The sequence below is a fragment of the Mesorhizobium sp. CA4 genome (assembly GCF_020165075.1).
In the GTDB taxonomy this organism is placed as follows: Bacteria; Pseudomonadota; Alphaproteobacteria; order Rhizobiales; family Rhizobiaceae; genus Mesorhizobium.
Genome location: NZ_JAIUHK010000004.1, coordinates 37,764 through 60,790, shown reverse-complemented (window position 1 = coordinate 60,790; position 23,027 = coordinate 37,764). Strand labels below are relative to the sequence as shown.

General features: G+C 63.4%; 27 protein-coding genes. 17 read left to right on the top strand and 10 right to left on the bottom strand.

The window, feature by feature from the left end; genetic code table 11:
- Positions 1–81: 81 nt before the first annotated feature.
- Positions 82–789 (bottom strand): transglycosylase domain-containing protein, encoded by a 708-nt coding sequence (locus LB528_RS04595; RefSeq protein ID WP_224510703.1) that lies wholly within the window; start codon positions 787–789, stop codon positions 82–84.
- A 128-nt stretch (positions 790–917) separates the two neighbouring features.
- On the opposite strand from LB528_RS04595, the gene LB528_RS04590 reads away from it, so the two are divergent.
- The gene (locus tag LB528_RS04590; RefSeq protein WP_411962097.1) at positions 918–1,835 is read left to right on the top strand and encodes a polyprenyl synthetase family protein; all 918 of its coding nucleotides are present in this window, start codon (positions 918–920) and stop codon (positions 1,833–1,835) included.
- Between the two features lie 263 nt (positions 1,836–2,098).
- Positions 2,099–2,317, top strand: coding sequence for a tautomerase family protein (locus LB528_RS04585; protein WP_224713989.1), 219 nt, complete (start codon positions 2,099–2,101; stop codon positions 2,315–2,317).
- 75 nt (positions 2,318–2,392) lie between these two features.
- Here the strand turns inward: LB528_RS04585 and LB528_RS04580 are convergent, their stop codons facing one another.
- Positions 2,393–3,367, bottom strand: a complete 975-nt coding sequence (locus tag LB528_RS04580; protein ID WP_224713988.1) for an alpha/beta fold hydrolase — start codon at positions 3,365–3,367, stop codon at positions 2,393–2,395.
- Positions 3,368–3,611: 244 nt separating this feature from the next.
- On the opposite strand from LB528_RS04580, the gene LB528_RS04575 reads away from it, so the two are divergent.
- A complete protein-coding gene (locus tag LB528_RS04575; protein WP_224713987.1) occupies positions 3,612–4,184 on the top strand; it encodes an HXXEE domain-containing protein in 573 nt (190 codons plus the stop codon).
- 17 nt (positions 4,185–4,201) lie between these two features.
- On the opposite strand, the gene LB528_RS04570 is transcribed toward LB528_RS04575, so the two are convergent.
- On the bottom strand, positions 4,202–6,205 hold the full coding sequence (locus LB528_RS04570; RefSeq protein WP_224713986.1) for a PAS domain-containing sensor histidine kinase: 2,004 nt from the start codon (positions 6,203–6,205) through the stop codon (positions 4,202–4,204).
- 94 nt (positions 6,206–6,299) lie between these two features.
- On the opposite strand from LB528_RS04570, the gene LB528_RS04565 reads away from it, so the two are divergent.
- The 3 genes from LB528_RS04565 to LB528_RS04555 all read left to right on the top strand — a co-directional run bounded on the left by LB528_RS04565 (position 6,300) and on the right by LB528_RS04555 (position 9,376).
- Positions 6,300–6,623, top strand: a complete 324-nt coding sequence (locus LB528_RS04565) for a hypothetical protein (RefSeq protein WP_224510714.1) — start codon at positions 6,300–6,302, stop codon at positions 6,621–6,623.
- A 14-nt stretch (positions 6,624–6,637) separates the two neighbouring features.
- The gene (locus LB528_RS04560; RefSeq protein WP_224713985.1) at positions 6,638–6,856 is read left to right on the top strand and encodes a hypothetical protein; all 219 of its coding nucleotides are present in this window, start codon (positions 6,638–6,640) and stop codon (positions 6,854–6,856) included.
- A 186-nt stretch (positions 6,857–7,042) separates the two neighbouring features.
- A complete protein-coding gene (locus LB528_RS04555) occupies positions 7,043–9,376 on the top strand; it encodes a response regulator (protein WP_224713984.1) in 2,334 nt (777 codons plus the stop codon).
- 100 nt (positions 9,377–9,476) lie between these two features.
- Here the strand turns inward: LB528_RS04555 and LB528_RS04550 are convergent, their stop codons facing one another.
- From LB528_RS04550 to LB528_RS04530, 5 genes are all read right to left on the bottom strand, one after another.
- Positions 9,477–10,613, bottom strand: a complete 1,137-nt coding sequence (locus LB528_RS04550; RefSeq protein ID WP_224713983.1) for a sterol desaturase family protein — start codon at positions 10,611–10,613, stop codon at positions 9,477–9,479.
- A gap of 186 nt (positions 10,614–10,799) precedes the next feature.
- A complete protein-coding gene (locus LB528_RS04545) occupies positions 10,800–11,093 on the bottom strand; it encodes a phosphotransferase-like protein (protein WP_224713982.1) in 294 nt (97 codons plus the stop codon).
- Positions 10,993–11,835, bottom strand: a complete 843-nt coding sequence (locus tag LB528_RS04540) for a lytic transglycosylase domain-containing protein (protein WP_411962100.1) — start codon at positions 11,833–11,835, stop codon at positions 10,993–10,995. Before LB528_RS04540 ends, LB528_RS04545 begins: the two co-directional genes overlap by 101 nt.
- A 23-nt stretch (positions 11,836–11,858) precedes the next feature.
- Positions 11,859–13,109, bottom strand: coding sequence for a flavodoxin-dependent (E)-4-hydroxy-3-methylbut-2-enyl-diphosphate synthase (gene ispG / locus LB528_RS04535; protein WP_224713980.1), 1,251 nt, complete (start codon positions 13,107–13,109; stop codon positions 11,859–11,861).
- Between the two features lie 242 nt (positions 13,110–13,351).
- The gene (locus LB528_RS04530) at positions 13,352–13,531 is read right to left on the bottom strand and encodes a YdcH family protein (RefSeq protein ID WP_149791894.1); all 180 of its coding nucleotides are present in this window, start codon (positions 13,529–13,531) and stop codon (positions 13,352–13,354) included.
- A 242-nt stretch (positions 13,532–13,773) separates the two neighbouring features.
- Between LB528_RS04530 and LB528_RS04525 the strand changes: the two genes are divergently transcribed.
- Complete coding sequence (locus LB528_RS04525) at positions 13,774–13,977, top strand: YdcH family protein (protein WP_126080812.1); 204 nt, start codon at positions 13,774–13,776, stop codon at positions 13,975–13,977.
- Positions 13,978–13,996: 19 nt separating this feature from the next.
- Here the strand turns inward: LB528_RS04525 and LB528_RS04520 are convergent, their stop codons facing one another.
- On the bottom strand, positions 13,997–14,797 hold the full coding sequence (locus LB528_RS04520) for an IclR family transcriptional regulator (protein ID WP_224713979.1): 801 nt from the start codon (positions 14,795–14,797) through the stop codon (positions 13,997–13,999).
- Between the two features lie 122 nt (positions 14,798–14,919).
- On the opposite strand from LB528_RS04520, the gene LB528_RS04515 reads away from it, so the two are divergent.
- The 8 genes from LB528_RS04515 (at position 14,920) to LB528_RS04480 (ending at position 21,389) form a co-directional block, all read left to right on the top strand.
- Positions 14,920–15,792 (top strand): transporter substrate-binding domain-containing protein, encoded by an 873-nt coding sequence (locus LB528_RS04515; protein ID WP_411962096.1) that lies wholly within the window; start codon positions 14,920–14,922, stop codon positions 15,790–15,792.
- 113 nt (positions 15,793–15,905) lie between these two features.
- Complete coding sequence (locus tag LB528_RS04510; protein ID WP_224713978.1) at positions 15,906–16,571, top strand: amino acid ABC transporter permease; 666 nt, start codon at positions 15,906–15,908, stop codon at positions 16,569–16,571.
- Position 16,572: 1 nt separating this feature from the next.
- Positions 16,573–17,223 (top strand): amino acid ABC transporter permease, encoded by a 651-nt coding sequence (locus tag LB528_RS04505; RefSeq protein WP_224713977.1) that lies wholly within the window; start codon positions 16,573–16,575, stop codon positions 17,221–17,223.
- A gap of 4 nt (positions 17,224–17,227) precedes the next feature.
- Positions 17,228–18,019 (top strand): amino acid ABC transporter ATP-binding protein, encoded by a 792-nt coding sequence (locus tag LB528_RS04500; RefSeq protein ID WP_224713976.1) that lies wholly within the window; start codon positions 17,228–17,230, stop codon positions 18,017–18,019.
- A 36-nt stretch (positions 18,020–18,055) separates the two neighbouring features.
- On the top strand, positions 18,056–18,517 hold the full coding sequence (locus LB528_RS04495; RefSeq protein WP_224510736.1) for a RidA family protein: 462 nt from the start codon (positions 18,056–18,058) through the stop codon (positions 18,515–18,517).
- Positions 18,518–18,536: 19 nt separating this feature from the next.
- Positions 18,537–19,742: an aminotransferase class V-fold PLP-dependent enzyme gene (locus LB528_RS04490; protein WP_224713975.1), complete on the top strand. Its 1,206-nt coding sequence runs from the start codon at positions 18,537–18,539 to the stop codon at positions 19,740–19,742.
- Positions 19,743–19,818: 76 nt separating this feature from the next.
- The gene (gene purE, locus LB528_RS04485; protein ID WP_224627836.1) at positions 19,819–20,316 is read left to right on the top strand and encodes a 5-(carboxyamino)imidazole ribonucleotide mutase; all 498 of its coding nucleotides are present in this window, start codon (positions 19,819–19,821) and stop codon (positions 20,314–20,316) included.
- A complete protein-coding gene (locus tag LB528_RS04480; protein WP_224713974.1) occupies positions 20,313–21,389 on the top strand; it encodes a 5-(carboxyamino)imidazole ribonucleotide synthase in 1,077 nt (358 codons plus the stop codon). The genes purE and LB528_RS04480 overlap by 4 nt, the downstream gene beginning before the upstream one ends.
- 4 nt (positions 21,390–21,393) lie before the next feature.
- Here LB528_RS04480 and LB528_RS04475 read toward each other — a convergent pair whose 3' ends face one another.
- On the bottom strand, positions 21,394–21,816 hold the full coding sequence (locus LB528_RS04475) for a lysozyme inhibitor LprI family protein (RefSeq protein ID WP_224713973.1): 423 nt from the start codon (positions 21,814–21,816) through the stop codon (positions 21,394–21,396).
- Positions 21,817–22,060: 244 nt separating this feature from the next.
- Between LB528_RS04475 and ykgO the strand changes: the two genes are divergently transcribed.
- Together ykgO and LB528_RS04465 are read left to right on the top strand one after the other, a co-directional pair.
- Positions 22,061–22,186, top strand: coding sequence for a type B 50S ribosomal protein L36 (gene ykgO / locus LB528_RS04470; RefSeq protein ID WP_040974291.1), 126 nt, complete (start codon positions 22,061–22,063; stop codon positions 22,184–22,186).
- 145 nt (positions 22,187–22,331) lie between these two features.
- Entirely contained in the window at positions 22,332–22,955 is a 624-nt protein-coding gene (locus LB528_RS04465; RefSeq protein ID WP_224510747.1) for a tetratricopeptide repeat protein, read from the top strand.
- Positions 22,956–23,027 lie beyond the last annotated feature (72 nt).

The window sequence follows — 23,027 nt, the reverse complement described above, 5'->3', positions numbered from 1 at the left end:
GAAAGTCGGGTGCCTATACACGCCTTGCGCCGTTTTGGCCAGCGCTGGCCGCGAATTTTTTTGAGCCGGCGACGCTTCGTCCTAGTCCAGGCACCCGACATAGGCGCCTGAGCGACTGGCGCGCCGCTCGATCAGCGAGGCCAGCCGCCGCAATCCCGGACCCGGCCTGGCCGGATTGCGCGCGATCGGATTGGGCAGGCTGACGGCGAGCAGCGCCGCCTGTCTTCGCGACAATTGCTTGGCCGAGACGCCGAAATGGTGCCGGGCGGCGGCCTCGATGCCGTAGATGCCCGGCCCCCATTCGGCGATGTTGAGATAGATCTCCATGATCCGCCGCTTCGACATAACCGCGTCGAAATAGACGGCCAGCGGCAGCTCGACCACCTTGCGCACGCTGCCCAGCGGCCGCGACCACAAAAAAAGGTTCTTGACCGTCTGCATGGTGATGGTGGAGGCGCCGCGCGTCGCCTCGCCGGCCAGCGCGTCGTCAACCACGCCGCGCAATTCGCCGAGATCGACGCCGCGATGAAAGCAGAACTGCCCGTCCTCCGACATGATCACCGAATGCGCCAGCACCGGTGCCACGTCGTCGATCGACACCCAGCGCCGGTCGTAGTCGGAAAAAGTCACGAGGTCCTTGAGCATCAGCGTCGAGACCGGATGCACGAAGGGTGGCAGATAAAGGAAGGTGAGCACGACCGGGATCGCCGCCAGCACGAGCGCGACTACCAGGCAGCGCCGGGCGATGCGCTTCACACCGGCGCGGTTCAGGCGCCGACGTCGCGCCATGTCCAGCCCTTCGCTTCCATGTTCGACGATCGGTTCCGTCAAGCCGTCCCACCCGTGCCTCGCCCCCATCGGCATAAAGGCGCACGCCTGCTTGCGCAATGTCTGAGTGTCGGCTACCGCTCCCGGCCATGAGCAAAGACGACCAGATCGCCTTCGAAACCGCGCTTTTCATGCGCGCCGCGGCTGTCGAGACCGAGCTGCGCCGGATCCTCGACGCGCGTCCGCTTTCCGGCGAGATCGCGCGGCCGGAGCGCCTGATGGCGGCGATGCGCCACGGCGTGCTCAACGGCGGCAAACGGCTGCGGCCTTTTCTGGTCGTGGAAAGCGCAGCTCTTTTCGCCACCGATGGCGAGGCAGCGCTCCGCGTGGCGGCGGCGCTTGAATGCGTGCATTGCTATTCGCTGATCCACGACGATCTGCCTTCCATGGACGACGATGATCTGCGCCGCGGCCAGCCGACGGTGCACAAGGCCTTCGACGAGGCGACCGCGATCCTTGCCGGCGATGCGCTTTTGACTTTGGCCTTCGACATCATCGCCGACGACGCGACGTTGCTGCCGGCGGAGCGCCGCGCCACCCTGGTCCTCGCACTTGCCCGCGCGGCCGGCGCCGGGGGCATGGTCGGCGGCCAGACGCTCGATCTCGAGGCCGAGCGCAAACGGCCGGACGAAGCCGGTATCATCACCTTGCAGGCGATGAAGACCGGCGCGTTGATACGCTTCGCATGCGAGGCCGGCGCGATCCTTGCCGGCGCGCCGCCCGCCGACCGCGAGCGGCTGGCGGAGTTCGGTTCGGCGATCGGCCTTGCCTTCCAGCTCGCCGACGACCTGCTCGACCTGACGGCGGATGCTGTCCAGATGGGCAAGGCCACCAACAAGGATGCCGCCGCCGGCAAGGCAACGCTTGCTTCGCTGCACGGCCTCGACTGGGCGCGCGGCCAGCTCCACGGCCTGATCGAACAGGCGCATGCGCTGCTCGACCCCTATGGCGAAGCGGCTGAGCTGCTCAAGCAAGCGGCGACTTTCGTGGCGACGCGCAGCAACTGAACGGTGGCGCAGGCCGGCGGCCAATGCCGAGCGATGCGCGCTCCAGGAAAGCGTGGCCGCAAAGCGAGCTGCCGGCGCTGCGGGTAGAGCCGGCAAAGGGTCGGATTGTTCGCTCTACCCGAATACTGCTGTCGATGGCCGGGTGATTATCCCGCATCCGCAGCAATCTATATGCGCTCCAGGACAATGAACGGAGATCGGTTCGGTCGACCACGCTTCGCCGGCCATCCAGCCGTGAAATCCAACCTGAAAGGAACCTGGAAATGCCCTTTGCCAACTTCAAGATGCCCGAGGCCGCCCTCACAAGAGCGCAGAAGGAAGACCTCGTCCACAAGACGACGCAGATGTTCGTCGACTGTTTCGGCGAAGGTGTACGCCCCTACACCATGGTGCTGATCGAAGAAGTTCCCGACGGAGGTTACGGCCGCGCCGATGAGGTCTTCATTCTTCCCGACGCCTACCGGGCCGAGGATAGTGCCTGACTTGAACCGGGCGAGTCGCTTGCCGAGCGGCACGCCCAACTTTCCGTGTCGGAGCCGATACTCGTTTCCCTTGGATCAGCCCCGGTTCGGCAAGCTCCGCAGGAAATCGATCATCGCGGCGTTGACCTCGTCCGGGCGCTCCTGCTGGGTCCAATGCCCGCAGCCGGGCAGCATCAGCGTATCACGGATTTGCGGGACGAAGTTCCTGAGATTTGCCAACAGTTGATCCATGCCGGGGAAGGCGACCACAAGGTCACGGTCGCCCGCTGCGTAGAGAGCGGGAACCTTGATCCGCGCGCCGGCAAAGGGCGCCATCAGTTCCCAGTTCCGGTCGATGTTGCGGTACCAGTTGAGACCTCCGGTAAAGCCGGTGCGCTGGAATTCGCCGGCGTAGAAATCGCTGTCGCTTTCACTGAGCCAGTGCGGCAGACTTGCAGGAATCTCGGCGGCTTGCAGGAGGCCTCCGCCGTGCGGGACCATGGCAATTCTGGCGCCGCCGTCCGAAGCGTCTCCCGACAAAGCGGAAAGGATGGCGCGCACCGTGGCTCGCGGGTCTCGTTCCAGCTCCGCCTCGGCAATGCCGGGTTGCTGGAAATAGAGCTGGTAGAACTGGGACTCCGCCGTTCGCGGCATGAGGCTGGTCGGACGCGCTTTGCCGCGCGGCCGGAACGGCACGCTGAGGCCGACGACGGCATGGAAGCGGTCCGGCCGTAGCAGCGCGGCATGCCAGGCCACCACCGCACCCCAGTCGTGGCCGACGATGACGGAGCTGGGGACCTCGAGGGCGTCGAGAAGACCCACCATGTCGCCGACCAGATGAAAGAGCGTGTATTGGTCGATCGCTTCCGGCCGGTCGCTCTTGCCGTAGCCTCGCATGTCGGGGGCGACGGCACGGAAGCCCGCCACTGCGAGCGCGCCCAACTGATGCCGCCAGGAATACCAGGATTCAGGGAAGCCATGGCACAAAAGCACCACCGGCCCTTCGCCCTGCTCCGCGACATTGAGGCGGATGCCGTTGGTCTCAACTATCCGCTGTATAGGTTCGCTCACGGCCGCTTCTCATGCTCGCGTTCCACCTCTGATCAATGGCGAAAGCCACACGCCGCAACGGGTGGCCGAAGCCAGCGGGGTGCCAAGTTTTAGAGGCGCGCATCTTCCATTGACTGTCTCAGGGGCGGTCGCGGCAGTCAATATCCGACATGGTCACGTAGCGCCACGGCGTCCACGCACTTGAATAGTTATGACGATGCGCGTCCATTTGTGCAGGATCGCTGACTGAGGAGGCCGGGAACCGATGCTCAAGCTGCAAGCCTGGCTGGCCGATTATTGGGTCATTGGTGCAGGGTTCATGGCAGCATCGCTTATAGCGGCCGCGCCGGTCGTACCGCTTCCGCTGCCGGTGTTCCTGATTTTCCTGCACAGCCCGTTTTACATGATCCATCAGGTCGAAGAGCACACCGGCGGCCGATTCCGCAAATTCGCGAACGAAAATGTTTTCGGCGGCCGTGACGCCCTTACCGTTGCTTCGGTTCTCGTCATCAACCTGCCGTTTGTCTGGGGCATCAACCTGCTGGCTCTTTATGCGGCGTTCTTGTGGGGACCCGCTTGGGGCCTGGTTGCCCCCTATGTCATGATCGTGAACGCGCTCGCGCACCTCGTCACATCGGCGCGGCTCGGCAAATACAATCCCGGCCTCGTCACCAGCGTCATTTTGTTTTTGCCGCTGAGCGTCGTTACGATCTGGATGATCGGCCGGACGGGAGGTCTTGTCCCGCAATTGGTCGGTGCATCTCTCGCGATCCTGCTTCACCTGGCGATCATTGCGGTGGTGACCCTTCGACACCGCTCTCTCGTCGTCACCTCATAGCATCCGCGGCGACGTCATCAGTCTTGATCGCCGGCAAAACGGCCCTTTGTCCTCAACGGCACCACATTTGCGCTGGCCGGCTGTTCCGGCTCCAGGCTCTGCGCGGCGGCTGCCATATCGGCCCGCGGCAGATAGATCGTCACCGTCGTGCCCTTGCCGACTTCGCTGTCGACCGTGACCGCGCCGCCGGACTGCTGCGCGAAACCGTAGACCTGTGCGAGGCCGAGGCCTGTGCCCTTCTCGGGCCCTTTGGTCGTGAAGAACGGCTCGAAAACCTGCGGAAGCACTTCTGGCGCAATGCCGATGCCTGTGTCGGTCACCCGTAGCGCGACGAACTCACCTTGCAGGCCGGCTGCGTTATCGCCGCTCGACAACAGCATGTTCTCCGCCGTGATCGTTACCAAGCCACCGTCAGGCATGGCGTCCCGCGCGTTGAAGGCAATGTTGACGAGACCAAGCTCCAGTTCGCCGGGATCGACCTTCACCGGCCAGATTTCTGGTCCGACAGCGGCGACCAGTTTCACCGATTTGCGCATGGAGCCGGCTATCATTGCGCGGACGGCTTCCACGCGCTCTGCCAGCGAGACGACCTCGGCGCGGGCAGCCTGCTTGCGCGAGAAGGCCAGCAACTGGCGTGTCAATGCGGCGCCGCGCTGGAGTGCAAGTTCCACGGATTCGGTCGCCCGTTTCATTTCGGGATCGGCGCCGACTTTCTTCCCCAGTCGAACAAAGCTTTCGACCACCGTCAGGAGGTTGTTGAAATCATGCACGATGCTGCCGGTCAGTTGGCCGAGCGCATCCATTTTCTGGGCATGAACGCGTTGCGCTTGCGCCTGCCGCAGTGCGATCTCCGCATCGCGTCGATCGGTAATGTCGCGCGTAATCTTGGCGAACCCGATCAGCTCTCCTCGCTCGTCGCGGATCGGATCGATCACGACATTCGCCCAGAACAGCGTTCCATCCTTGCGGACGCGATGGCCCTCGGTTTCGAAGCGTCCATCCCGTGTTGCCGTATAGAGCGCGCGGCCAGGTAAACCGGCGGCACGGTCATGCTCGGTGTAAAAACGTGAGAAGTGCTGACCGATGATTTCTTCGGCCGCATAGCCCTTGATGCGCTCCGCACCGGCGTTCCAACTGGTCACCAGCCCGTTGGGATCAAGCATGTAAAGCGCATAGTCGGTCACGCCGCTCACCAGAAGGCGGAACTGGCGCTCGCTTTGACGCAAAGCTTCGTGTGCCGCACGGCGTTCGGTGACGTCGCGCGTAACCTTGGCGAATCCTTCGAGCTGGCCTGCGTCGTTATGGATCGGGGTGACGACAACCGATGCCCAGAAACGGCTGCCATCCTTGCGTACGCGCCAACCCTCGCCTTCATACCGCCCGTTCTGCACGGCTGCTTCAAGGACGCGGAGCGGCGTGCCTTTTGCGCGTTCTTCACGAGTATAGAATTTGGAAAAATGCTGGCCCACGATTTCCTCGGCAGCGTAGCCTTTCAGCCGCTCGGCGCCGGCGTTCCAATTGGTGACAATGCCGCTTGGATCGAGCATGTAGATGGCATAGTCGGTCACACCGTCGACAAGGATGCGGAAGCGCCGCTCGCTCTGCAGCAGCGACTGATGCGCGGCCACGCGCTCGGTGATGTCTCGCGTGATCTTTGCGTAGCCGAGAAGAACGCCGTTGCGGTCCAGCACCCGTTGGACAAGGCCGCTCGACCAGAACCTGGTTCCGTCCTTGCGCACCCGCCACCCTTCGGCCTCGTATCTTCCCTCCGCCTTTGCCGCGGCAAGCATCTTGCTCGGGAGGTCCTTCGCCTGATCTTCGGCTGTGAAAAATCGGGAAAAATGTTGCCCCAGGATTTCCGAAGCCGCGTAGCCCTTTATCTTCTCGGCGCCGGCATTCCAGCTGGTGATGAAGCCATCTGCATCGAGAGTGTAGATCGCATAGTCGGCAACAGCGTCGATGAAGAATTCGAGGCGATGGCTGTCGGAAAGATGTTGCGCGTCCGTTGTAGTCAGTGGCATTGTCGAACCCGCATTTTACGCTCGCATTAAGCAGTTCGTCCGGTGACGCTTCAGCATAGGCTCGGCTATCCGGCATAGCAACAAGCTTGGACCAATGGCGACATATTCATCCGCTCTCGCATCCAACCTGACAAACTCGGGCTACTTGTATAGCTTTGCTCCGGAAAATGAGCCCGGAGACGATGAGGAGAACCCCATCGCGCATGGACTCGGCTCTGCCGAGCACGACGAACTGCCCTATAAGGTCGAGTTGTGGAACGCCGCCAAGATTGGCGTCGAACAGGTCCTCGCTGTCACGGCAAATGCCAGCATCGGCTACGCTGCCTATTATGCAGCGACCCGTGAGCATCCGGACCGCTACGTCACCTTGCGGCATAAGAACAATTTCGTTTCGAGATGGAACGGTCCGACGAATTAGGCAGAGGCCTGTCTATGACACGGAGCGCCAACTCTTTCCGTTCGGCCGAAGCGCTGCCCTACCGTATCGAACTCTGGCGCGCCGACAGCCATGAGATCATCGAACGGGTTCTCGCACGCGCCGTTACGGCCCAGCTTGCCCGCGCCATTTTTCAAGCCGCAAGAGACGAGCATCCTCAACGGCGGGTCACGCTGCGCAAGGGAAACCGTATCCTCTCCGATACGACGGATTGACGATCTGCCGTCCGGTTTCAAAGCGCTGTCCGGAAGTCCGGTGCGCTTAACCTGTCTGTCGCGGACAGCGATACGTCGCCTCTGCATCAAAAGCTGCGACAAGGCCAGCCTCTCTCCAACGAAATCTTAATGTAAATCAAGCCTAATCCCGACTGTTAAAATTGTGCGTATGTGTTGGGGTTGCGCATGCCGGAATATTCTTCCTTCCTCCGGTCGATCCGGATCCGTTACATTTCGGGATTGCTTGTCTTCGCGTTGGCGTCGGCTGCCATCATGTTCGCGCTCAATCGTGTGAATTCATACCGTCACGAGGTTGATGCCCTCAGCGGCAATTTCGTCATCTTCGCCCGAGACCTGCGCAACGCCACCAATTTCGCCGAGACCACCGGCACCGCCTGGCGCAGCGAGACGCGCGATGCGCTGACGACCGCCGCGCGCGGCCATTCCGAACGCCTGATGGGCGAGATTGGCATCCTGAGCGCCCAGCTTGCCGCGATCAGGCCGCGCCTGTCGAAGAACACCGTCAACGCGCTGGACACCGCTTCGGTCAATGGCGACCTGTTCTGGTCGGCGCGTGACATGGTGCGCAACTTCAACCTGATGGCGGTCGCCCAGAAGGTCGACGAGTGGAACTACCGCGAGATCCGCAACCAGAACGACCTTTTCGCTCAGCCGATGCTGGTGAAGGTGCGCACCGCGCTCGACGAGGAGCGCCGCCTCGGCGATGCTTCCAGCGACCGGCTGCTCCTGTGGGCGAGCGGCCTTTTGTTCGCCGTGCTCGCCATCGCGGCGTTTCTGATCTTCCGGCCGATGGAGAATGCGATCCGGCGCGCCTTCGCCGAGACCGCTGCGTCGTTGTTCAAGGCCGAGGCCGCCGACCGCGCCAAGTCCGAATTCCTCGCCAATATGAGCCATGAGATCCGCACGCCGATGAACGGCGTGCTCGGCATGGCCGAGCTGCTCGCCAAGACGGAGCTTACACCGCGCCAGAAGACCTTCACCGACGTCATCGTCAAATCCGGCAACGCGCTGCTCACCATCATCAACGACATCCTCGATTTCTCGAAGATCAATGCCGGCCAGCTGACGCTCGACCCCGCTCCCTTCCGCCTGGCGGAAGCGGTCGAGGACGTGGCGACGCTGGTGTCGGCGCGCGTTGCCGAAAAGAACCTCGAGCTCATCGTACGCGTCGACCCGCGCCTGCCGGCCTTCGTCGTCGGCGACGCCGGGCGCTTCCGCCAGATCGTCACCAACCTGCTCGGCAACGCCGTGAAGTTCACCGAGAAGGGCCATGTCCTGGTCGATGTCGGCGGCGATGTCGTCGACGGCGTGGTCCAGCTCAAGGTCCGTGTCGAAGATACCGGCATCGGCATCCCGGCCGAGAAACTGCAAAACGTGTTCGAGAAATTCGCCCAGGTCGACGGCTCCTCGACCCGCCGGCACGAGGGCACCGGGCTTGGCCTGGCGATCGCGGCTCGTCTCGTCGATCTGATGGGCGGCAAGATCGGCGTCGAGAGCGAGATCGGCCGCGGTTCCGTGTTCTGGTTCGCCGTGCCGTTGCCGGCGCATGACCAGCAGTCGCGCGACAAGCTCGTGCCGGTCGACGTCACCGGCGCCCGGGTGCTGGTCATTGACGACAATCCGGTCAACCGCGAGATCCTGCTGGAGCAGCTCAGGAGCTGGAGCTTCGACTGCGCGGCCGCAGAAAGCGGCGCCGTCGGCCTCGCCTTCCTCGACCGCGCCTGCCAGCTCGGCGCCTCGGTCGACTGCATCATCCTCGATTACCAGATGCCCGGCATGAACGGCGCCGATGTCGCGCGAGCCATCGCCGCCGACAGCCGGCTTTCCTCCATTCCGGTCGTGCTGCTCACATCGGTCGACCAGGTCGATTTCGGCAGGATGGTCATCGATTTCGGCATCGTCGCCCATCTCACCAAGCCGGCGCGTTCGGCGGTGCTGCTGGGCACCGTGATCTCCGCCATCCAGAAGGCGCGCACGCAAAACGCCAAGGCGCATTTCGTGCGCGAGCCGATCGCGCCGCAGGCGGCCCCGCCGGCTTTGACCGTCATCCGCGGCCCGTCGGTGCCCGTGCCGGCGGCGCCGGAATCGACGGCAGCACCGAGCGGCCCGATCGATATCCTGATCGCCGAGGACAATGACGTGAACCAGCTGGTCTTCGGCCAGATACTCAACGGTTTCGGTCTCAGCTACCGCATTGCCGGCAATGGCCGCACCGCTGTCGAGATGTACCGCTCGCTGCGCCCCCGCCTGGTGCTGATGGACGTCTCCATGCCGGAGATGAACGGCTATGAGGCGACCCGCGCCATCCGCGCCATCGAAGCGCAGAACGGCGATCATACGCCGATCATCGGCGTCACCGCGCATGCGCTGAAGGGCGACCGGGAAAAATGCATCGAGGCCGGCATGGACGACTACCTGCCGAAACCGGTCTCGCCCGACCGCCTCGGCGCCAAGATCGGCACCTGGCTCAGCGAGACGGTGGCGGCGAAGACGGCTTAAGCGCTTTGCCGAACGAGGACGGCTCTCGATAAAGATCGACCTGCCGAGTTCCCGCCAACCCCTCTGTCCCGCCGACTCTGAACCAGCTCTTTCCGAGCCTTCAGCCCCGCCGGAACGGATAGAGGAATTGCCGCCAATATCCTTTCGGCACCGGATGGCCGTGAATGCCGTAGCCCCTCGGCCAGCGGCCCTCGGGCAGATGATAGGCGCCGAACAGCCGGTCGAGCAGCGGGAAATGGATGGCGAAATTGACGTCGATCGCCTCTTTCTCGAGGCCATGATGCCAATGGTGGAAGCGCGGCGACACGAGCACTTTTTCGACCGGACCGAAACTGGTTCCGATGTTGGAATGGATGAAGGACGAATAGACGTAGACGATCAGGATATAGGCTTGGATCGCCGATTCATCGAAGCCGAGCACGAACATCGGCGTCGCCGTCAGGCTGCGAAGGACGATGATTTCCAGGAAATGCATCCGCGCGCCGGCAATCCAGTCCATCGACTTGGCCGAATGATGCACGGCATGAAAATTCCACAGGAACGGGATGCGATGGAAGGCCCGGTGCACCCAATATTGGGCAAGATCGGTCAGGAACATCACCGCCAACAGTTGCACGACCCAGGGCAGATCGTGGACCCAGGCGCGCAGCGAACCGAGACCGGCTTGCCCATTGACGAAATTGGACGGCGCGAGCGTCAGGTAGGTCAATATCTGCACCAGCAGCGACGAGACCAGGTAATAGAACAGGTCCTCGCGCCATTCGTCGCGGAACACGGTCTGGCCTTTGTTGCGGGCAAAAATGCGTTCGAGCGGGACGAACAGCACGCCCATGAACAGGACATTGAGAATGAAGAAATCAAGGCCGAAGAACACGCCGTCGACATGCAACTCGTGACGCACCGGGAGCATGCCGATGAGCGAGGCCGACAGCACCGTGACCATGGCCGCCACGCCGAGCGTCTTTTCCTTGCGCAGCATCATGCTCAGGATGGCCAGGACGTAGCCCGAGATAAGCACGAAATAGAGGACCGGCTTGAAGAACAGCATCTGGTGGATCGGAGCAAGGTCCGGCATCGAGGTCAGCGTCGGGTAGCGCAATACGATGACCATGAGGAGGCCGGTGATCCCGGCAAGCAATGCGATCGAGCCGGACAGCCAGCCGGACCCGAACGGCCGCTTGGTGCGCGGTGCTTCGAGCTCACCGATAACCCTTTTAAGGAAATTCCCCTCCGGCATGATGCTCCCCCTATGTGATCCGAATAAAAACGCGCCGTGGAAATACTGAACCCGCTCTTACTATGGCAAAGCGCATTAAGATTTAACCGCCACCGCCTGGCAAGCGGATTCTCCTCGCAACATTAGCATTGGCTATCGGCGTTGTTGAGGACCGGGAAGCTCGAGCCACAGCAAGAATGCAGGTCGCTACAATTTAAATCGCTGCTGGATGAGGCGGGCGCATTCGGCCGGCATCAACCGGCTGGTGTCGAGCTCAAGATCGTAAGCGACGCCCTTATGCAGGCGTCGAATTGCCAGCGTGCAAATCCGGGCAGTCGGTCTGCACGCCGGCTTTCGCGCGTTTCGAGCACCTCTTGCGGCCCCCTGTCCTGGCGTTGCGTCACCGATTGCGCAACACCACGCAGGCGCCGCCGACGCTTTGCAGCCTGGTGCAGATGCCGTTGGCCTCGCCGCGCGAGTCGGCGCCGATCCTGACCGCATAGATGCCGCGGCGGCCGATCGGCGTGCGCACCCGGCTCACCACCGGATCACGGCTGGCGAGCAAGGCCGGGAACCGGCTTTTGACCCTCAGCCATTGGCCGATCGCTGCCGAGCGGCGGAAGTTGCCCGCCACCTGCACGCCCCACGGCTTGACGTTGATCGAGGCCATGGCGACGGTCCGCGACATGATCACAGGCAGCCGGCGGCAGGCGACCGCGAAACTCATCTTGGGATCGAGCGGCTGGACGGTGCCGGCATAGGATTTGTCGGCAAACTTGTCGACGGGCTCGCCCATGATGTCGAAGACGTAGCTTTCCGTCTCCATCGGCAGGAAGCCGCCCGAGGCGAGCCAGCGCGACACTCGGTTCTCGCCGGCATTATAGGCCGCCGCCGCGAGGCCGAGATTGCCGTAGCTTGCCTTCATCTCGGCGAGATACTTCGCAGAGGCGGGAATAGCCTGCCCGATGTCGAAGGAGTTGGCCAGGCCACGCATCTTGGCGGTGCCCGGCATGAATTGCGCGATGCCTTCGGCGCCGACCGGGCTTACCGCGTTCGGATCGAAGCGGCTCTCCTTCCAGATCAGCCGGGCGAAGAAATCCTTGGGCAGGCCGTTCTGTTGGGCCTGGGTTTCGATCAGATCGCAGACGCGGTTGATCAGCCGTTTCGCAGCCGACTTCGACTGAGGCGGATCGGCCAATGCCGGACCGGCGGCGATCAGCGTGCAAGCGAGAAGCAGCGTCATCTTCACGAAACGCTGCATCCCGCTCATTCCGCGGCGGCTTTGCCGTGTCCGTACCGCTGCTCGATGTAATCGGCGACCATCTTTTCGAAATCCTGCGCGATCGAAGAACCGCGCAGCGTCGCCGCCTTCTTGCCGTCGATGAAGACCGGCGCCGTCGGCGTCTCGCCGGTGCCGGGCAGCGATATGCCGATATCGGCATGCTTGGATTCGCCCGGACCGTTGACGATGCAGCCCATCACCGCGACCTTGAGGCTCTCGACGCCGGGATATTTCTCGCGCCACACCGGCATGTTCTTGCGAATGTCGGCCTGGATGCTCTGGGCAAGTTCCTGGAATACGGTGGACGTGGTGCGCCCGCAACCGGGGCAGGCCGCGACGATCGGCACGAACTGCCGGAAGCCCATGGTCTGCAGAAGTTCCTGCGACACCTGCACCTCGCGGGTGCGGTCGCCATTCGGCTCCGGCGTCAGCGAGATGCGGATCGTGTCGCCGATGCCCTGCTGCAAGAGAATGCCCATCGCTGCCGAAGAGGCGACAATGCCCTTGCTGCCCATGCCGGCCTCGGTGAGGCCAAGATGCAGCGCATGGTCGGAGCGGGTGGCGAGCTCGGTGTAGACGGCGATCAGGTCCTGCACGCCGCTGACCTTGGCCGACAGGATGATCTTGTCGCGGCCAAGTCCGATCTCTTCCGCCATCTCGGCCGACAGGATCGCCGACTGCACGATCGCCTCGCGCGTCACCTCCTGCGCGGTAAGCGGCGAGCCTTGGGCCTGATTGTCGTCCATCAACCGGGTCAGCAATTCCTGGTCGAGCGAGCCCCAGTTAACGCCGATACGCACCGGCTTGTCATGTCTGATCGCCATTTCGACGATGGCGGCGAACTGGCGGTCCTTCTTTTCCTTGAAGCCGACATTGCCGGGATTGATGCGGTACTTCGCCAGCACCTCGGCGCAGGCCGGATGATCGGCGAGCAGCTTGTGGCCGATATAGTGGAAGTCGCCGACCAGCGGCACGTCGATGCCGAGCCGCAGCAGCCGCTCATAGATGCGCGGAACCGCGGCCGCGCTCTCGTCGCGGTCGACCGTGATGCGCACGATTTCCGAGCCGGCGCGGTGCAGCGCCGCGACCTGGGCGACCGTCTGGTCGACATCGGCCGTATCGGTGTTGGTCATCGATTGCACGACGACCGGGGCGCCGCCGCCGACGATCACGCCGCCGACCGAGACGCCGACCGACATTCGCCGCGGGAAGGGTGAGGAAAAATATCCGGTCATGCCGGCCGCCTTCATCTGAAAGTTCCGGGCATGAGGTGGCGGAGCAAAGATGGCTTGTCAATGGCAACCGGCAGGCAACGCCGGCAAATCCGCCGCTCCCGATCGGCCGCCATGCGGCTCAAAGGCCACAAGATGCACGCCCAAACGGTCAGCAGATTCAGTGTAAAGCACCGAGCCGGCGGCATTCTTGCCACCGGGAAGGTGCACCGCGGCGGGAGCGGTGATGGTGTCTAAAAGGAGCTTCAGTGTGCGGTCGGTTTCGCCTTCAGCTTTTCAATCTCGTCCTTGATTGCCAACTTGCGCCGCTTGAGAGTGGCGATCTCGAGGTCGTCTACCGAAGGATGGTTCATCGCATCGACAAGTTCACGCTCGATATCGCCGTGCTTTCGCTGCAGCTCATCAAGATGGGATGCAAGAGACATGATTGGTTCTCCCTTTCATGGTTTCCTCGATTGCAGCCGTCGCAGGCTCGTCCACCGCAGGTTGCGACTGTGACGGCATGATGACAGTTTGCCACCAACCGATCTCGATGTCGAATGCCACGTGGTAGCATTCCACGACAAAGTGAAATGTGATATCAGCGGCGCGCCGGTCACAAACAGACAGATCCGACCGGCCCCGCCCAGACAGCCCGATTGGGCGATGCATACGCAGACGGTAGATAATGTCCGAACAGGAACAGGCTGAAATACGCCTCGAATATTCCCGGCTCAAACAAGAACACGCCGATTTCGACGCCGCCATAAACGCGATGATCGCCACGGGCTGCGACCCGCTTCAGATCCAGCGCATGAAGAAGAAGAAGCTGATCCTGAAAGACCGGCTGTCGGCGCTGGAAGACCGTATCATCCCGGACATCATCGCCTGAGCGGATCGCCTCGGCACCGTCAAGAGATCGATAGCAGCGCCGCGCGCTCGCGCAGCAGCGCAAGAAGTTCGCCGGTCCGTTCTTCGGACGTGTCGATCGGCACGACAAGGCACATCGTCGCCTCGACCTTGCCTGGCGCAGAGAACACTGGTGCCGCAAGGCATTTGGTGTAAGCGTCGACCAGGCCTGACGTGACGCAATAGCCGGTGACGCGCGCCCGCGCGATATCGTCGATGAAATCATCGAGTTCGAGTTTGCGGCCGTCCGGCAGCACGAGATCGTCTTCAGTGACCATCGCTTCGATCCCGCCGCGATCGAGGCCGGCAAGCAGCAACCGGCCGGAAGCTGTCCAAGGCAGCGGGATCTGCAGGCCGGTGGCCGAACTGATGCGGAACGGCCTGGTGCCCGGGCTCGAATGGACGATCGTGTAGCGGCCGCTCTGCAGCATGCAGAGCTCGGACGTCTCGCCGGTCTCGCGCGACAGCATGTCGACCTCCTGGCGCCCGCGCCTGAGCAGGTCGTTGCCGCGCATATAGGCCATTCCATAGAGATAGAGCTTCTTGCCGAAATAGACGCGGTTGCCGTCGCCGGCCATTTCCAAGAGCCCGGCTTCGACCAATTCGCGCACCAGTGTGTAGGTCGTCGAGCGCGGCGCGTCGAGCCCCTTGGCCAGGTCGCCGATGCCGATCGCGCGCTGGTTGGCGTGCAGGAATTCCAAGATGTTCAGGGCCCTGTTGAGGCCCTTCTCGCGCGAGCCCGCCGGCCGCTCTTCATCCGCACCCTCGCTCGGCCACTCGGTCAGCATTTCACCATCTTGCATTGTCGATTCCTGATGCTAGTATCTGTCCTGTACAGGATACACATGTCTCTTGTAAGAGACAATCGCCGATTGCGATGCGTATCTCTGCTGCATTGGGGAACAAACCATCAAAGGAGGTCGCCGTGAACGACACATCCGGTAGACGTGATTTTCTGAAACTGGGAATGGCGGGCCTAGCCACCGCCGGCGCGCTCACCGCCATCAGCGCAGAGAAGGCGGCGGCGCAAGCCGCATCCGACAGCGTGCTGCGCACTGCGCTCGATCGCGGCAAGCTGATCGTCGGCACCGGCAGCACCAATGCGCCGTGGCATTTCGAGAACGATGCCGGCGAGCTGGTCGGCATGGACATCACCATGGGCCGCATCCTTGCCAAGGGCCTCTTCGACGACCCGACCAAGGTCGAGTTCGTCATGCAGGACCCCGCCCAGCGTATTCCGAACGTGACGACCAACAAGGTCGACATCACCATCCAGTTCATGACCATGACGGCGCAGCGCTCGCAGCTGATCCACTTCTCGCGGCCCTACTATGTCGAAGGCGTCGCGCTGCTCACGCTGCCCGGCTCCGAAAACAAGACCTTCGACAAGCTCTTGGCGAACGGCGCCAACACCCGCGTCTCGATCCTGCAGAATGTCGACGCCGAAAGTTCGGTGCATTTTGCCTTGCCGCAGGCGCAGGTGCTGCAGATCGACACCCAGGCGAACGTTCTGCAGGCGCTGGAATCCAAGCGCGCCGATGCCGCCGCCGTCGATCTGTCGACCGTGCGCTGGCTGGCCTCGCGCAATCCCGACAAGTATTTCGACGCCGGCAAGAGCTGGTATTCGATGCTTTACGGCGCCGCGGTCCGGCAAGGCGACCTCGATTGGCTGACCTTCGTCAACCAGACCTTCACCATCGCCATGTTCGGCCATGAAACGGCGCTCTACGATGCCGCCTTCAAGGAATATTTCGGCCAGGAGCCGCCGCCGCGCCATCCGGGCTTCCCGGTCATCTGACGCGCCACACGATCAAGCCGGCGGAAGGACCGGTCCTTCCGCCTGTTTTTCCTCGACCCCGGCGCGAGGGCGGCGAATCCTATCCGTCGCACCGCGGCCATTGAGACGGACGCATGGGCTATACGCTCAATTTCAACCTGATCTGGCGGCATTTCGACAAGCTATGGGGCGGCCTGCTGCTCAGCCTCGAGCTTGCCGTGATCTCGATCGCCATCGGCATCGTCATCGGCCTGGTGCTGGCCGTCTGGTATGTCTCGGCCGGACGCGTGGTGCGCGCCACCATCGCGGCCTATGTCGAATTCATCCGCAACGTACCGCTGATCCTGCTGGTCTATTTGGTCTTTTACGGCCTGCCGACGGTCGTCGATCTTGCCTACAGCGCCCCCACCTCCTTTGTCCTGACCCTATCGGTCTATAGCGGCGCCTATCTCGTCGAGGTGTTCCGCTCAGGCTTGGAAGCGGTGCCCCGCGGCCAGCTCGACGCTGGCAAGGCGATCGGCCTTACCCCATGGCAGCGCCTGATCCACGTACGCCTGCCGACGATGCTGCGCATCACGCTGCCGGCGCTGTCCAACACCTTCATCTCGCTGTTCAAGGACACCTCGATCGCGTCGGTGATCTCGGTGCCCGAGCTCACCTACGGCGCCCAATGGATCAACTTCAACACGTTCCGCATCGTCGAGGTCTATCTGGTGACGACGGCGATGTATCTGGTGACCGGCTATACCTTGCTGTTTGCGCTGCGGCTGGTCGAACGCCGTTTCAGGGCGGCGCGCTGAGATGCTGAGCCAGATCCTCTACGCGCTGCCGTTCCTTGCCGAAGGCTTCGCCGTGACCTTATGGGTCTCGCTGCTGGTCGTGGTCCTGTCCTTGGTCGCCGGGGTCCTGCTGGGCGTCGGCCTTGTCTATGGGCCAGCGCCGCTGCGTTGGGCGGTGCGCATCTTTTCGGACACCATCCGCGGCATCCCGATCCTGGTGCTGATGTTCTTCGTCTATTACGGCCTGCCCGCTGTCGGCGTGCACCTTCAGTCCTTCTGGGCGGCGGTGCTGGCGCTGACCTTGTTCAAGACGGCGCAGGTCGTCGAGTATGTGCGCGGCGCCGTCGCATCGATCCCGAAAGGCCAGTCGGAAGCGGCGATGGCGATCGGCCTGACCTTTCGCCAGCGTCTCACCTCGGTGATTTTCCCGCAGGCTTTCCGCCGCTTCCTGCCACCCTGGATCAACGGCGTCACCGATGCCGTGAAGGGCAGCGCACTGGTTTCGCTGCTCGGCATCACCGATCTGATGCAGGCGATCAACCAGATCATCGGCCGCACCTATGAGGCGATGCCTCTCTATATCCTTGGCGCCCTCATCTATTTCGCCGTCAACTATGCGCTTTCCTATGCCAGCCGGCGGCTGGAACGGCGCTTCGCTTTCATCCGGGATTAACGCGATGGCCAGTTCGAACGACAACCCAGCGCTTCTCGATATTGCCGAGGTTTCGAAATCCTTCGGCTCGGTCAGCGTGCTGCGCTCGGTCAGCTTGCAAGTGGCCAAGGGCGAGGTTGTGACCATCATCGGCCCTTCGGGCAGCGGCAAGACCACGCTGCTGCGCTGCGTGAATTTCCTGGAAAGCTATGACAGCGGCTCGATCCGCATCGACGGCAAGGAAGTCGGCTTTCGCGACGGCGGCGCGCGCCAGCGGCGCAGCGAACGCGATTTGGCAACCATGCGCGCCGAGACCGGCATGGTGTTCCAGAGCTTCAACCTCTTCCCGCATCTGAGCGCCGCCGGTAACATCATGCTCGGACTGACCAAGGTGCGCGGCAAGAGCAAGACGGAGGCGCGCTCGATCGCCGAGCATTGGCTGGGTCGCGTCGGCCTCGCCCACAAGGCGGACAGCCTGCCCGCCGAACTTTCGGGTGGCCAGCAGCAGCGCGTCGGCATTGCCCGCGCCGTCGCTATGGAGCCCAAGATCCTGCTGCTCGACGAGATCACCTCGGCGCTCGACCCGGAGCTCGTCGGCGAGGTGCTGGCGGTGGTGCGCAGCCTTGCGGAGGATGGCATGACCATGGTGATGGTGACGCACGAGATGGCCTTCGCCCGCGATGCCTCCAGCCGCATCGTCTTTATGGCCGATGGCGGCGTCTCGGCCGTCGGGCCGCCGAAAGAAGTGCTCGCGGCGGAGACGACCAACGAGCGCCTCCGCACATTTCTGGCGCGTTTCCGCGCCTCGCATTTCTGAAGCGGATGGCTTTGGCCATCCAGGGAGTACCCTTTCATGTCGCCTTACACACGGCTCGCCGAACTCGGCCTGACGCTGCCCGAGCCGCCCACGCCCATCGCCAATTTCGTCACCCATGCCGAGAGCGGCCGGCTGATCTTTCTTTCGGGGCAGGGGCCGCTGCGTGCCGACGGCACGCTTTGCACCGGCAAGGTCGGCGACGACGTGACCGTCGAGCAGGCCTATGAGCATGCCCGCCTCACCGGCCTCAATCTGCTCGCCGTCATGCATGCCGCGGCGGGCGACCTCGGCCGCATCGTGCGAGTGGTGAAGCTGCTCGGCTTCGTCAACGCCACGCCGACCTTCAGCGACCACCCCAAAGTGGTCAATGGCTGCTCGGATCTCTTCGCCGATGTCTTCGACAAGACCGGCGGCCATGCGCGCTCGGCGATCGGCGTCGGCTCGCTGCCACGTAACATCACTGTCGAAATCGAAGCGGTCGTCGAGATCGCCGCCTGATTTAACGGAGTCCACTCGCATGAAAACCTATTCCGACGCCGGCTCCAACACCACCATCCGCGAGCGGCTGGGCTTGAGGCCAATCATCAATGTCTCGGGCACGATGACGGCGCTGGGTGCCTCGATCATCGTTCCCGAAGCGATCAGCGCCATGGCCGAGATCGCCTCGCAATGGGTGGAGATGGATGATTTGCAGCGCGCCGCGAGCGCGGTGGTCGCGCGCCTCACCGGCGGCGAGGCCGGCTTCATCACCGCCTGCTGCGCCTCGGGCATCACCATGGCCATCGCCGGCGCGATGACAGGCACCAACCTTCTCGCGATCGAACGCCTGCCGGACGACACCGAAGGGCTGAAGTCCGAGGTCGTCATCCAGCTCGGCCACATCGTCAACTATGGCGCGCCCATCGACCAGTCGATCCGCGTCGCCGGCGCCAAGGTCATTCCGGCGGGCACCGTCAGCGTCACCCAGGACTACCATGTGCGCGAGGCAATCAATGAGCGGACGGCGGCGGCTCTCTACGTCGTCGCCCACCATACGGTGCAGTACGGCATGCTTTCGCTGGAGGAATTCTGCGAGATTTGCCACGCCAAGGGCGTTCCGGTGATCGTTGACGCCGCGTCCGAATATGACCTGCGCAGCTTCCTGGGGCGCGGCGCCGACATCGTCGTCTATAGCGGCCACAAATTCCTCAGCGGTCCGACCAGCGGCATCGTCACCGGCCGCAAGGACCTGGTACGCGCCGCCTATCTGCAGAACCGCGGCGTTGCGCGCGCCATGAAGGTCGGCAAGGAAAGCATCGCCGGCACAATGGCGGCGCTCGACGCCTGGGAGAAGCGCGACCATGCCGGCATCCGCCGGCGCGAGGAGGCGGCGCTCAATCTGTGGAAGGATTCACTTCAAGGCATCCCCGGCATCGGTGCTGAGATCATTCCCGACCCGACCAACAATCCGCTCGACCGCCTGCAGGTCTTCGTGCGTCCGGAAAGCCGCTTCACCGCCGCTGGCCTCGCTTCCGCTTTGGCTGCCGGCTCGCCGCAGGTGATCGTGCGCAATCACGAAGTCGAACGCGGCCATTTCTTCCTCGACCCGTGCAACCTGCATCCCGGCGAAGCCGAGATCGTCGCCGAGCAGTTGCGCGCCGTGCTGACGGCCAACGAGCGTCCGGCCGATGCGATGAAGGTGGCGCGCAAGGACTCTTCGGGCTCCCTGCGCTGGCCGGATTAGCTCGGTGCGCATCGACAATCTTGCGGCTATCGGCGAATTCCGCTAAGGCGCGCCTTTGCCGCCGGGGAGCGAAGCCTTGACCGATCAGCGTGCCGACGTCGCCATCATCATGGGCAGCCAGTCCGACTGGGCGACGATGCGTCAGGCCGCGGAAACGCTGGAGGCGCTGGGCATCCCGCACAGGAGGCTGATCGTCTCCGCGCACCGCACCCCCGACCGCCTCTATGAATTCGCCAAAGGCGCCAAGGCGGCCGGCTACAAGGTGATCATCGCCGGCGCCGGCGGAGCGGCGCATCTGCCCGGCATGACGGCGGCGATGACGCCGCTGCCCGTCTTCGGCGTTCCGGTGGAATCCAAAGCTCTGTCGGGCCAGGATTCACTGCTCTCCATCGTGCAGATGCCGGCCGGCATTCCGGTCGGCACGCTGGCGATCGGAAAGGCGGGCGCCGCCAACGCCGCCCTTCTCGCCGCTGCGGTCCTGGCGCTCAACGACGACAAGCTCGCTGCCCGGCTCGACGCCTGGCGCGCGGCGCAGACCGCCAAGGTCGCCGCCGAGCCGACGGACACGCCGTGAGCCTGGCGCCCGGATCGACCATTGGCATCATCGGCGGCGGCCAGCTTGGCCGCATGCTGGCGATGGCCGCGGCGCGGCTCGGCTACCGTATCATTGTGCTGGAACCGCAGGCCGACTGCCCGGCCGCGCAGGTCGCCAACCGCCAGATCGTCGCCGCCTATGACGATCCGGCGGCGCTCGCCGATCTGGCCAGCGCCAGCGCGGTCATCACCTATGAATTCGAGAACGTCCCGGTCAGCGCGGCGGAAACGCTGGCTGCAACGGTCCCGGTCTATCCGCCGGCCCGCGCGCTCGAAGTCGCGCAGGATCGCCTCACCGAGAAAAGCTTTCTCAACAGCATCGGCATCCCGACGGCGGAGTTCTGTCCGGTCGACAATGACGACCAGCTGACCGAGGCCTTGAGGAAGTTCGACGGCAGCGGCGTGCTGAAAACCCGTCGCATGGGCTATGATGGCAAGGGCCAGCGCGTCTTTCGCAACATGCAGACCGGCGGCTTTGCCGGGGTCTGCGAGGCGATGGGCAATGTGCCGCTGATCCTGGAATCGCTGGTCGCTTTCGAGCGCGAGATTTCGGTGATCGCCGCGCGTGGGCTGGACGGCTCGGTCGCGGCTTACGATCCGGCCGAGAATGTCCACCGCGAAGGCATCCTGCGGACCTCGACCTTGCCGGCCGCCATCCGCCCGGAAACGGCCGCCGCCGCCAAGGATGCCGCCGCGAAAATCCTTTCCGCGCTCGGCTATGTCGGCGTCATCGGCGTCGAGTTCTTCGTGCTGGCCGACGGCGCGCTTCTGGCCAACGAGCTGGCGCCGCGCGTGCACAATTCCGGCCACTGGACGGAGGCTGCCTGCGTCGTCTCGCAGTTCGAGCAGCATATCCGCGCCGTCGCCGGGCTGCCGCTGGGTTCGCCCGCCAGGCATTTTGACTGCGTGATGGAAAACCTGATCGGCGACGACATGCTGAAAGTGCCGGCGCTGGTGGCTGAGCCCGACCTGATGTTGCATCTCTACGGCAAGGCCGAGTCGCGCCCCGGCCGCAAAATGGGCCATTTTACGCGCCTCATCAGGTCGCGATAACGCCCTATTGCATATCCTGGTTGTCGCCCGCTTCCGAGCCGGCGCAGCTCGGATCGCTCAGCTTGCAGCTGGCGTCGGAGGTGAGCTGCTTTATGCGCTCGTTGGTGAGCTTCGTCAGGCACTGCGAAACCTCCATCGGGTGAATGGAGCCGCCCGCGCTGTCGGCGGTCGAATAGGCGCATTCGGCATCGCGAAAGGCGATCCAGGCGCGTTGCGCCGTCTGCAACAGCTTGTTCGAGGCCTGATCGTTGCTGCCGACGATATTCTTATAGGCTGCGTTGAGCTTGGCGTCGGCCGCCTGGTGGTCGGCATCGGCGCAGATGTTCAGCATCGACTGGCTGTCGTCGTTGCGGTCGCATTCCTGCGCCCGGGCGGCCGGTGCCGTCGCAAGCAAGACCAGACAGGCAGGCAGAAGCAGGCGGCGCATGTGCAATCTCCGGTCGTTCGCGCAGACCGCACCATTCCAGCCGCCTTTGAGTCGCGCAATGCAGCTTCGCCGGGATGGCGAATATTTGATATGCCGCGCCACTTGCGGCATTCGGACACGCGCATGTGGTTGACACGGGCAAGCCTCCTCGTTTATGAGCCACGCAAGTTCAAAAGGGCGCGCTTTTTCCGGGCGCGCCTTTAAAATTCGGCCCGGGACGGGCCCTGACCGAACAGGCAAGACCATGAAGATCAAGAATTCGCTCAAGGCGCTCAAGGCGCGTCACCGCGACAACCGGTTGGTTCGCCGCAAGGGACGCATCTACATCATCAACAAGACCGCTCCGCGCTACAAGGCGCGCCAGGGCTGAGCCTTGCGCGCGGCCTGATGCATGTCGCCCGAAAAGGAAGCGACATGCAAAGAGACCAGGCCGCGCTGATGTCGAATGCCGGTTCGCCGGCGCTCTCACGCTAAAATCACTTTGACGATCCGCCGTCCGGGACTAGATTCCGGCGATGCGGATTCTTTTTGCATTTTTCACCGCCTTTTTGCTTTCCGGCACGGCTTTGCCTGCAGGAGCTGAAGAGGTGCCCGGCGCGCTGCCTCCAGATGCCGCGCCGCTAGCCGCCGCTACGCCGCCGCCGGCCGCTCCGACCAAACAGGGCCGCCTCGACCAGCTCTTCACCGAGTTGAAGCGCGAGCGCAATGAAAAGGCGGCCGAGCGCATAGCCGGCCGCATCTGGAACGAGTGGAACCAGTCGGGCAGCGCCTCGATCGACCTGATGATGCAGTGGGCGCAAAAGGCGACGGAAGACCAGAAATTCGACGTCGCACTCGACTTCCTCGACCAGGTCGTGACCTTGCAGCCTGATTATGCCGAAGGCTGGAACCGCCGGGCCACCGTGCATTTCCTGATGAAGAATTACGGGAAGTCGATGGCCGACATCGACCGCACCCTGCAGCTCGAGCCGCGCCATTTCGGCGCGCTCTCTGGCCTCGCCCAGATCATGGCCGAAACCGGCCACAAGCAGTCCGCGTTGGAAGCCTGGCAAAAGGTGCTGGCGATCTACCCGATGATGCGCAGCGCCCAGAACCAGGTTTCGACGCTCTCGGAAGAGTTGGCCGGCGAGGGTATTTGAACTAGGGCAGTAAGGGAGTAGGGCAGTAAGGCAGTAGGAAACGAGCACACCTACTGCCCTACTGCCCTACTG

Excerpts from the sequence above, each read along its gene's own strand:
- LB528_RS04530 (WP_149791894.1), bottom strand. The coding sequence starts at position 13,531 with ATGTCTCTTGCATCCCATCTTGATGAGCTGCAGCGAAAGCACGGCGAT.
- LB528_RS04465 (WP_224510747.1), top strand. The coding sequence starts at position 22,332 with ATGCGGATTCTTTTTGCATTTTTCACCGCCTTTTTGCTTTCCGGCACG.
- ykgO (WP_040974291.1), top strand. The coding sequence starts at position 22,061 with ATGAAGATCAAGAATTCGCTCAAGGCGCTCAAGGCGCGTCACCGCGAC.
- LB528_RS04555 (WP_224713984.1), top strand. The coding sequence starts at position 7,043 with ATGCCGGAATATTCTTCCTTCCTCCGGTCGATCCGGATCCGTTACATT.
- LB528_RS04475 (WP_224713973.1), bottom strand. The coding sequence starts at position 21,816 with ATGCGCCGCCTGCTTCTGCCTGCCTGTCTGGTCTTGCTTGCGACGGCA.
- LB528_RS04495 (WP_224510736.1), top strand. The coding sequence starts at position 18,056 with ATGTCGCCTTACACACGGCTCGCCGAACTCGGCCTGACGCTGCCCGAG.
- LB528_RS04505 (WP_224713977.1), top strand. The coding sequence starts at position 16,573 with ATGCTGAGCCAGATCCTCTACGCGCTGCCGTTCCTTGCCGAAGGCTTC.
- LB528_RS04590 (WP_411962097.1), top strand. The coding sequence starts at position 918 with ATGAGCAAAGACGACCAGATCGCCTTCGAAACCGCGCTTTTCATGCGC.
- LB528_RS04510 (WP_224713978.1), top strand. The coding sequence starts at position 15,906 with ATGGGCTATACGCTCAATTTCAACCTGATCTGGCGGCATTTCGACAAG.
- LB528_RS04545 (WP_224713982.1), bottom strand. The coding sequence starts at position 11,093 with ATGCGGTCAGGATCGGCGCCGACTCGCGCGGCGAGGCCAACGGCATCT.
- LB528_RS04490 (WP_224713975.1), top strand. The coding sequence starts at position 18,537 with ATGAAAACCTATTCCGACGCCGGCTCCAACACCACCATCCGCGAGCGG.
- LB528_RS04550 (WP_224713983.1), bottom strand. The coding sequence starts at position 10,613 with ATGCCGGAGGGGAATTTCCTTAAAAGGGTTATCGGTGAGCTCGAAGCA.
- LB528_RS04560 (WP_224713985.1), top strand. The coding sequence starts at position 6,638 with ATGACACGGAGCGCCAACTCTTTCCGTTCGGCCGAAGCGCTGCCCTAC.
- ispG (WP_224713980.1), bottom strand. The coding sequence starts at position 13,109 with ATGACCGGATATTTTTCCTCACCCTTCCCGCGGCGAATGTCGGTCGGC.
- LB528_RS04565 (WP_224510714.1), top strand. The coding sequence starts at position 6,300 with ATGGCGACATATTCATCCGCTCTCGCATCCAACCTGACAAACTCGGGC.
- LB528_RS04500 (WP_224713976.1), top strand. The coding sequence starts at position 17,228 with ATGGCCAGTTCGAACGACAACCCAGCGCTTCTCGATATTGCCGAGGTT.
- LB528_RS04520 (WP_224713979.1), bottom strand. The coding sequence starts at position 14,797 with ATGCAAGATGGTGAAATGCTGACCGAGTGGCCGAGCGAGGGTGCGGAT.
- LB528_RS04540 (WP_411962100.1), bottom strand. The coding sequence starts at position 11,835 with ATGACGCTGCTTCTCGCTTGCACGCTGATCGCCGCCGGTCCGGCATTG.
- LB528_RS04525 (WP_126080812.1), top strand. The coding sequence starts at position 13,774 with ATGTCCGAACAGGAACAGGCTGAAATACGCCTCGAATATTCCCGGCTC.
- LB528_RS04585 (WP_224713989.1), top strand. The coding sequence starts at position 2,099 with ATGCCCTTTGCCAACTTCAAGATGCCCGAGGCCGCCCTCACAAGAGCG.
- LB528_RS04570 (WP_224713986.1), bottom strand. The coding sequence starts at position 6,205 with ATGCCACTGACTACAACGGACGCGCAACATCTTTCCGACAGCCATCGC.
- LB528_RS04595 (WP_224510703.1), bottom strand. The coding sequence starts at position 789 with ATGGCGCGACGTCGGCGCCTGAACCGCGCCGGTGTGAAGCGCATCGCC.
- LB528_RS04575 (WP_224713987.1), top strand. The coding sequence starts at position 3,612 with ATGCTCAAGCTGCAAGCCTGGCTGGCCGATTATTGGGTCATTGGTGCA.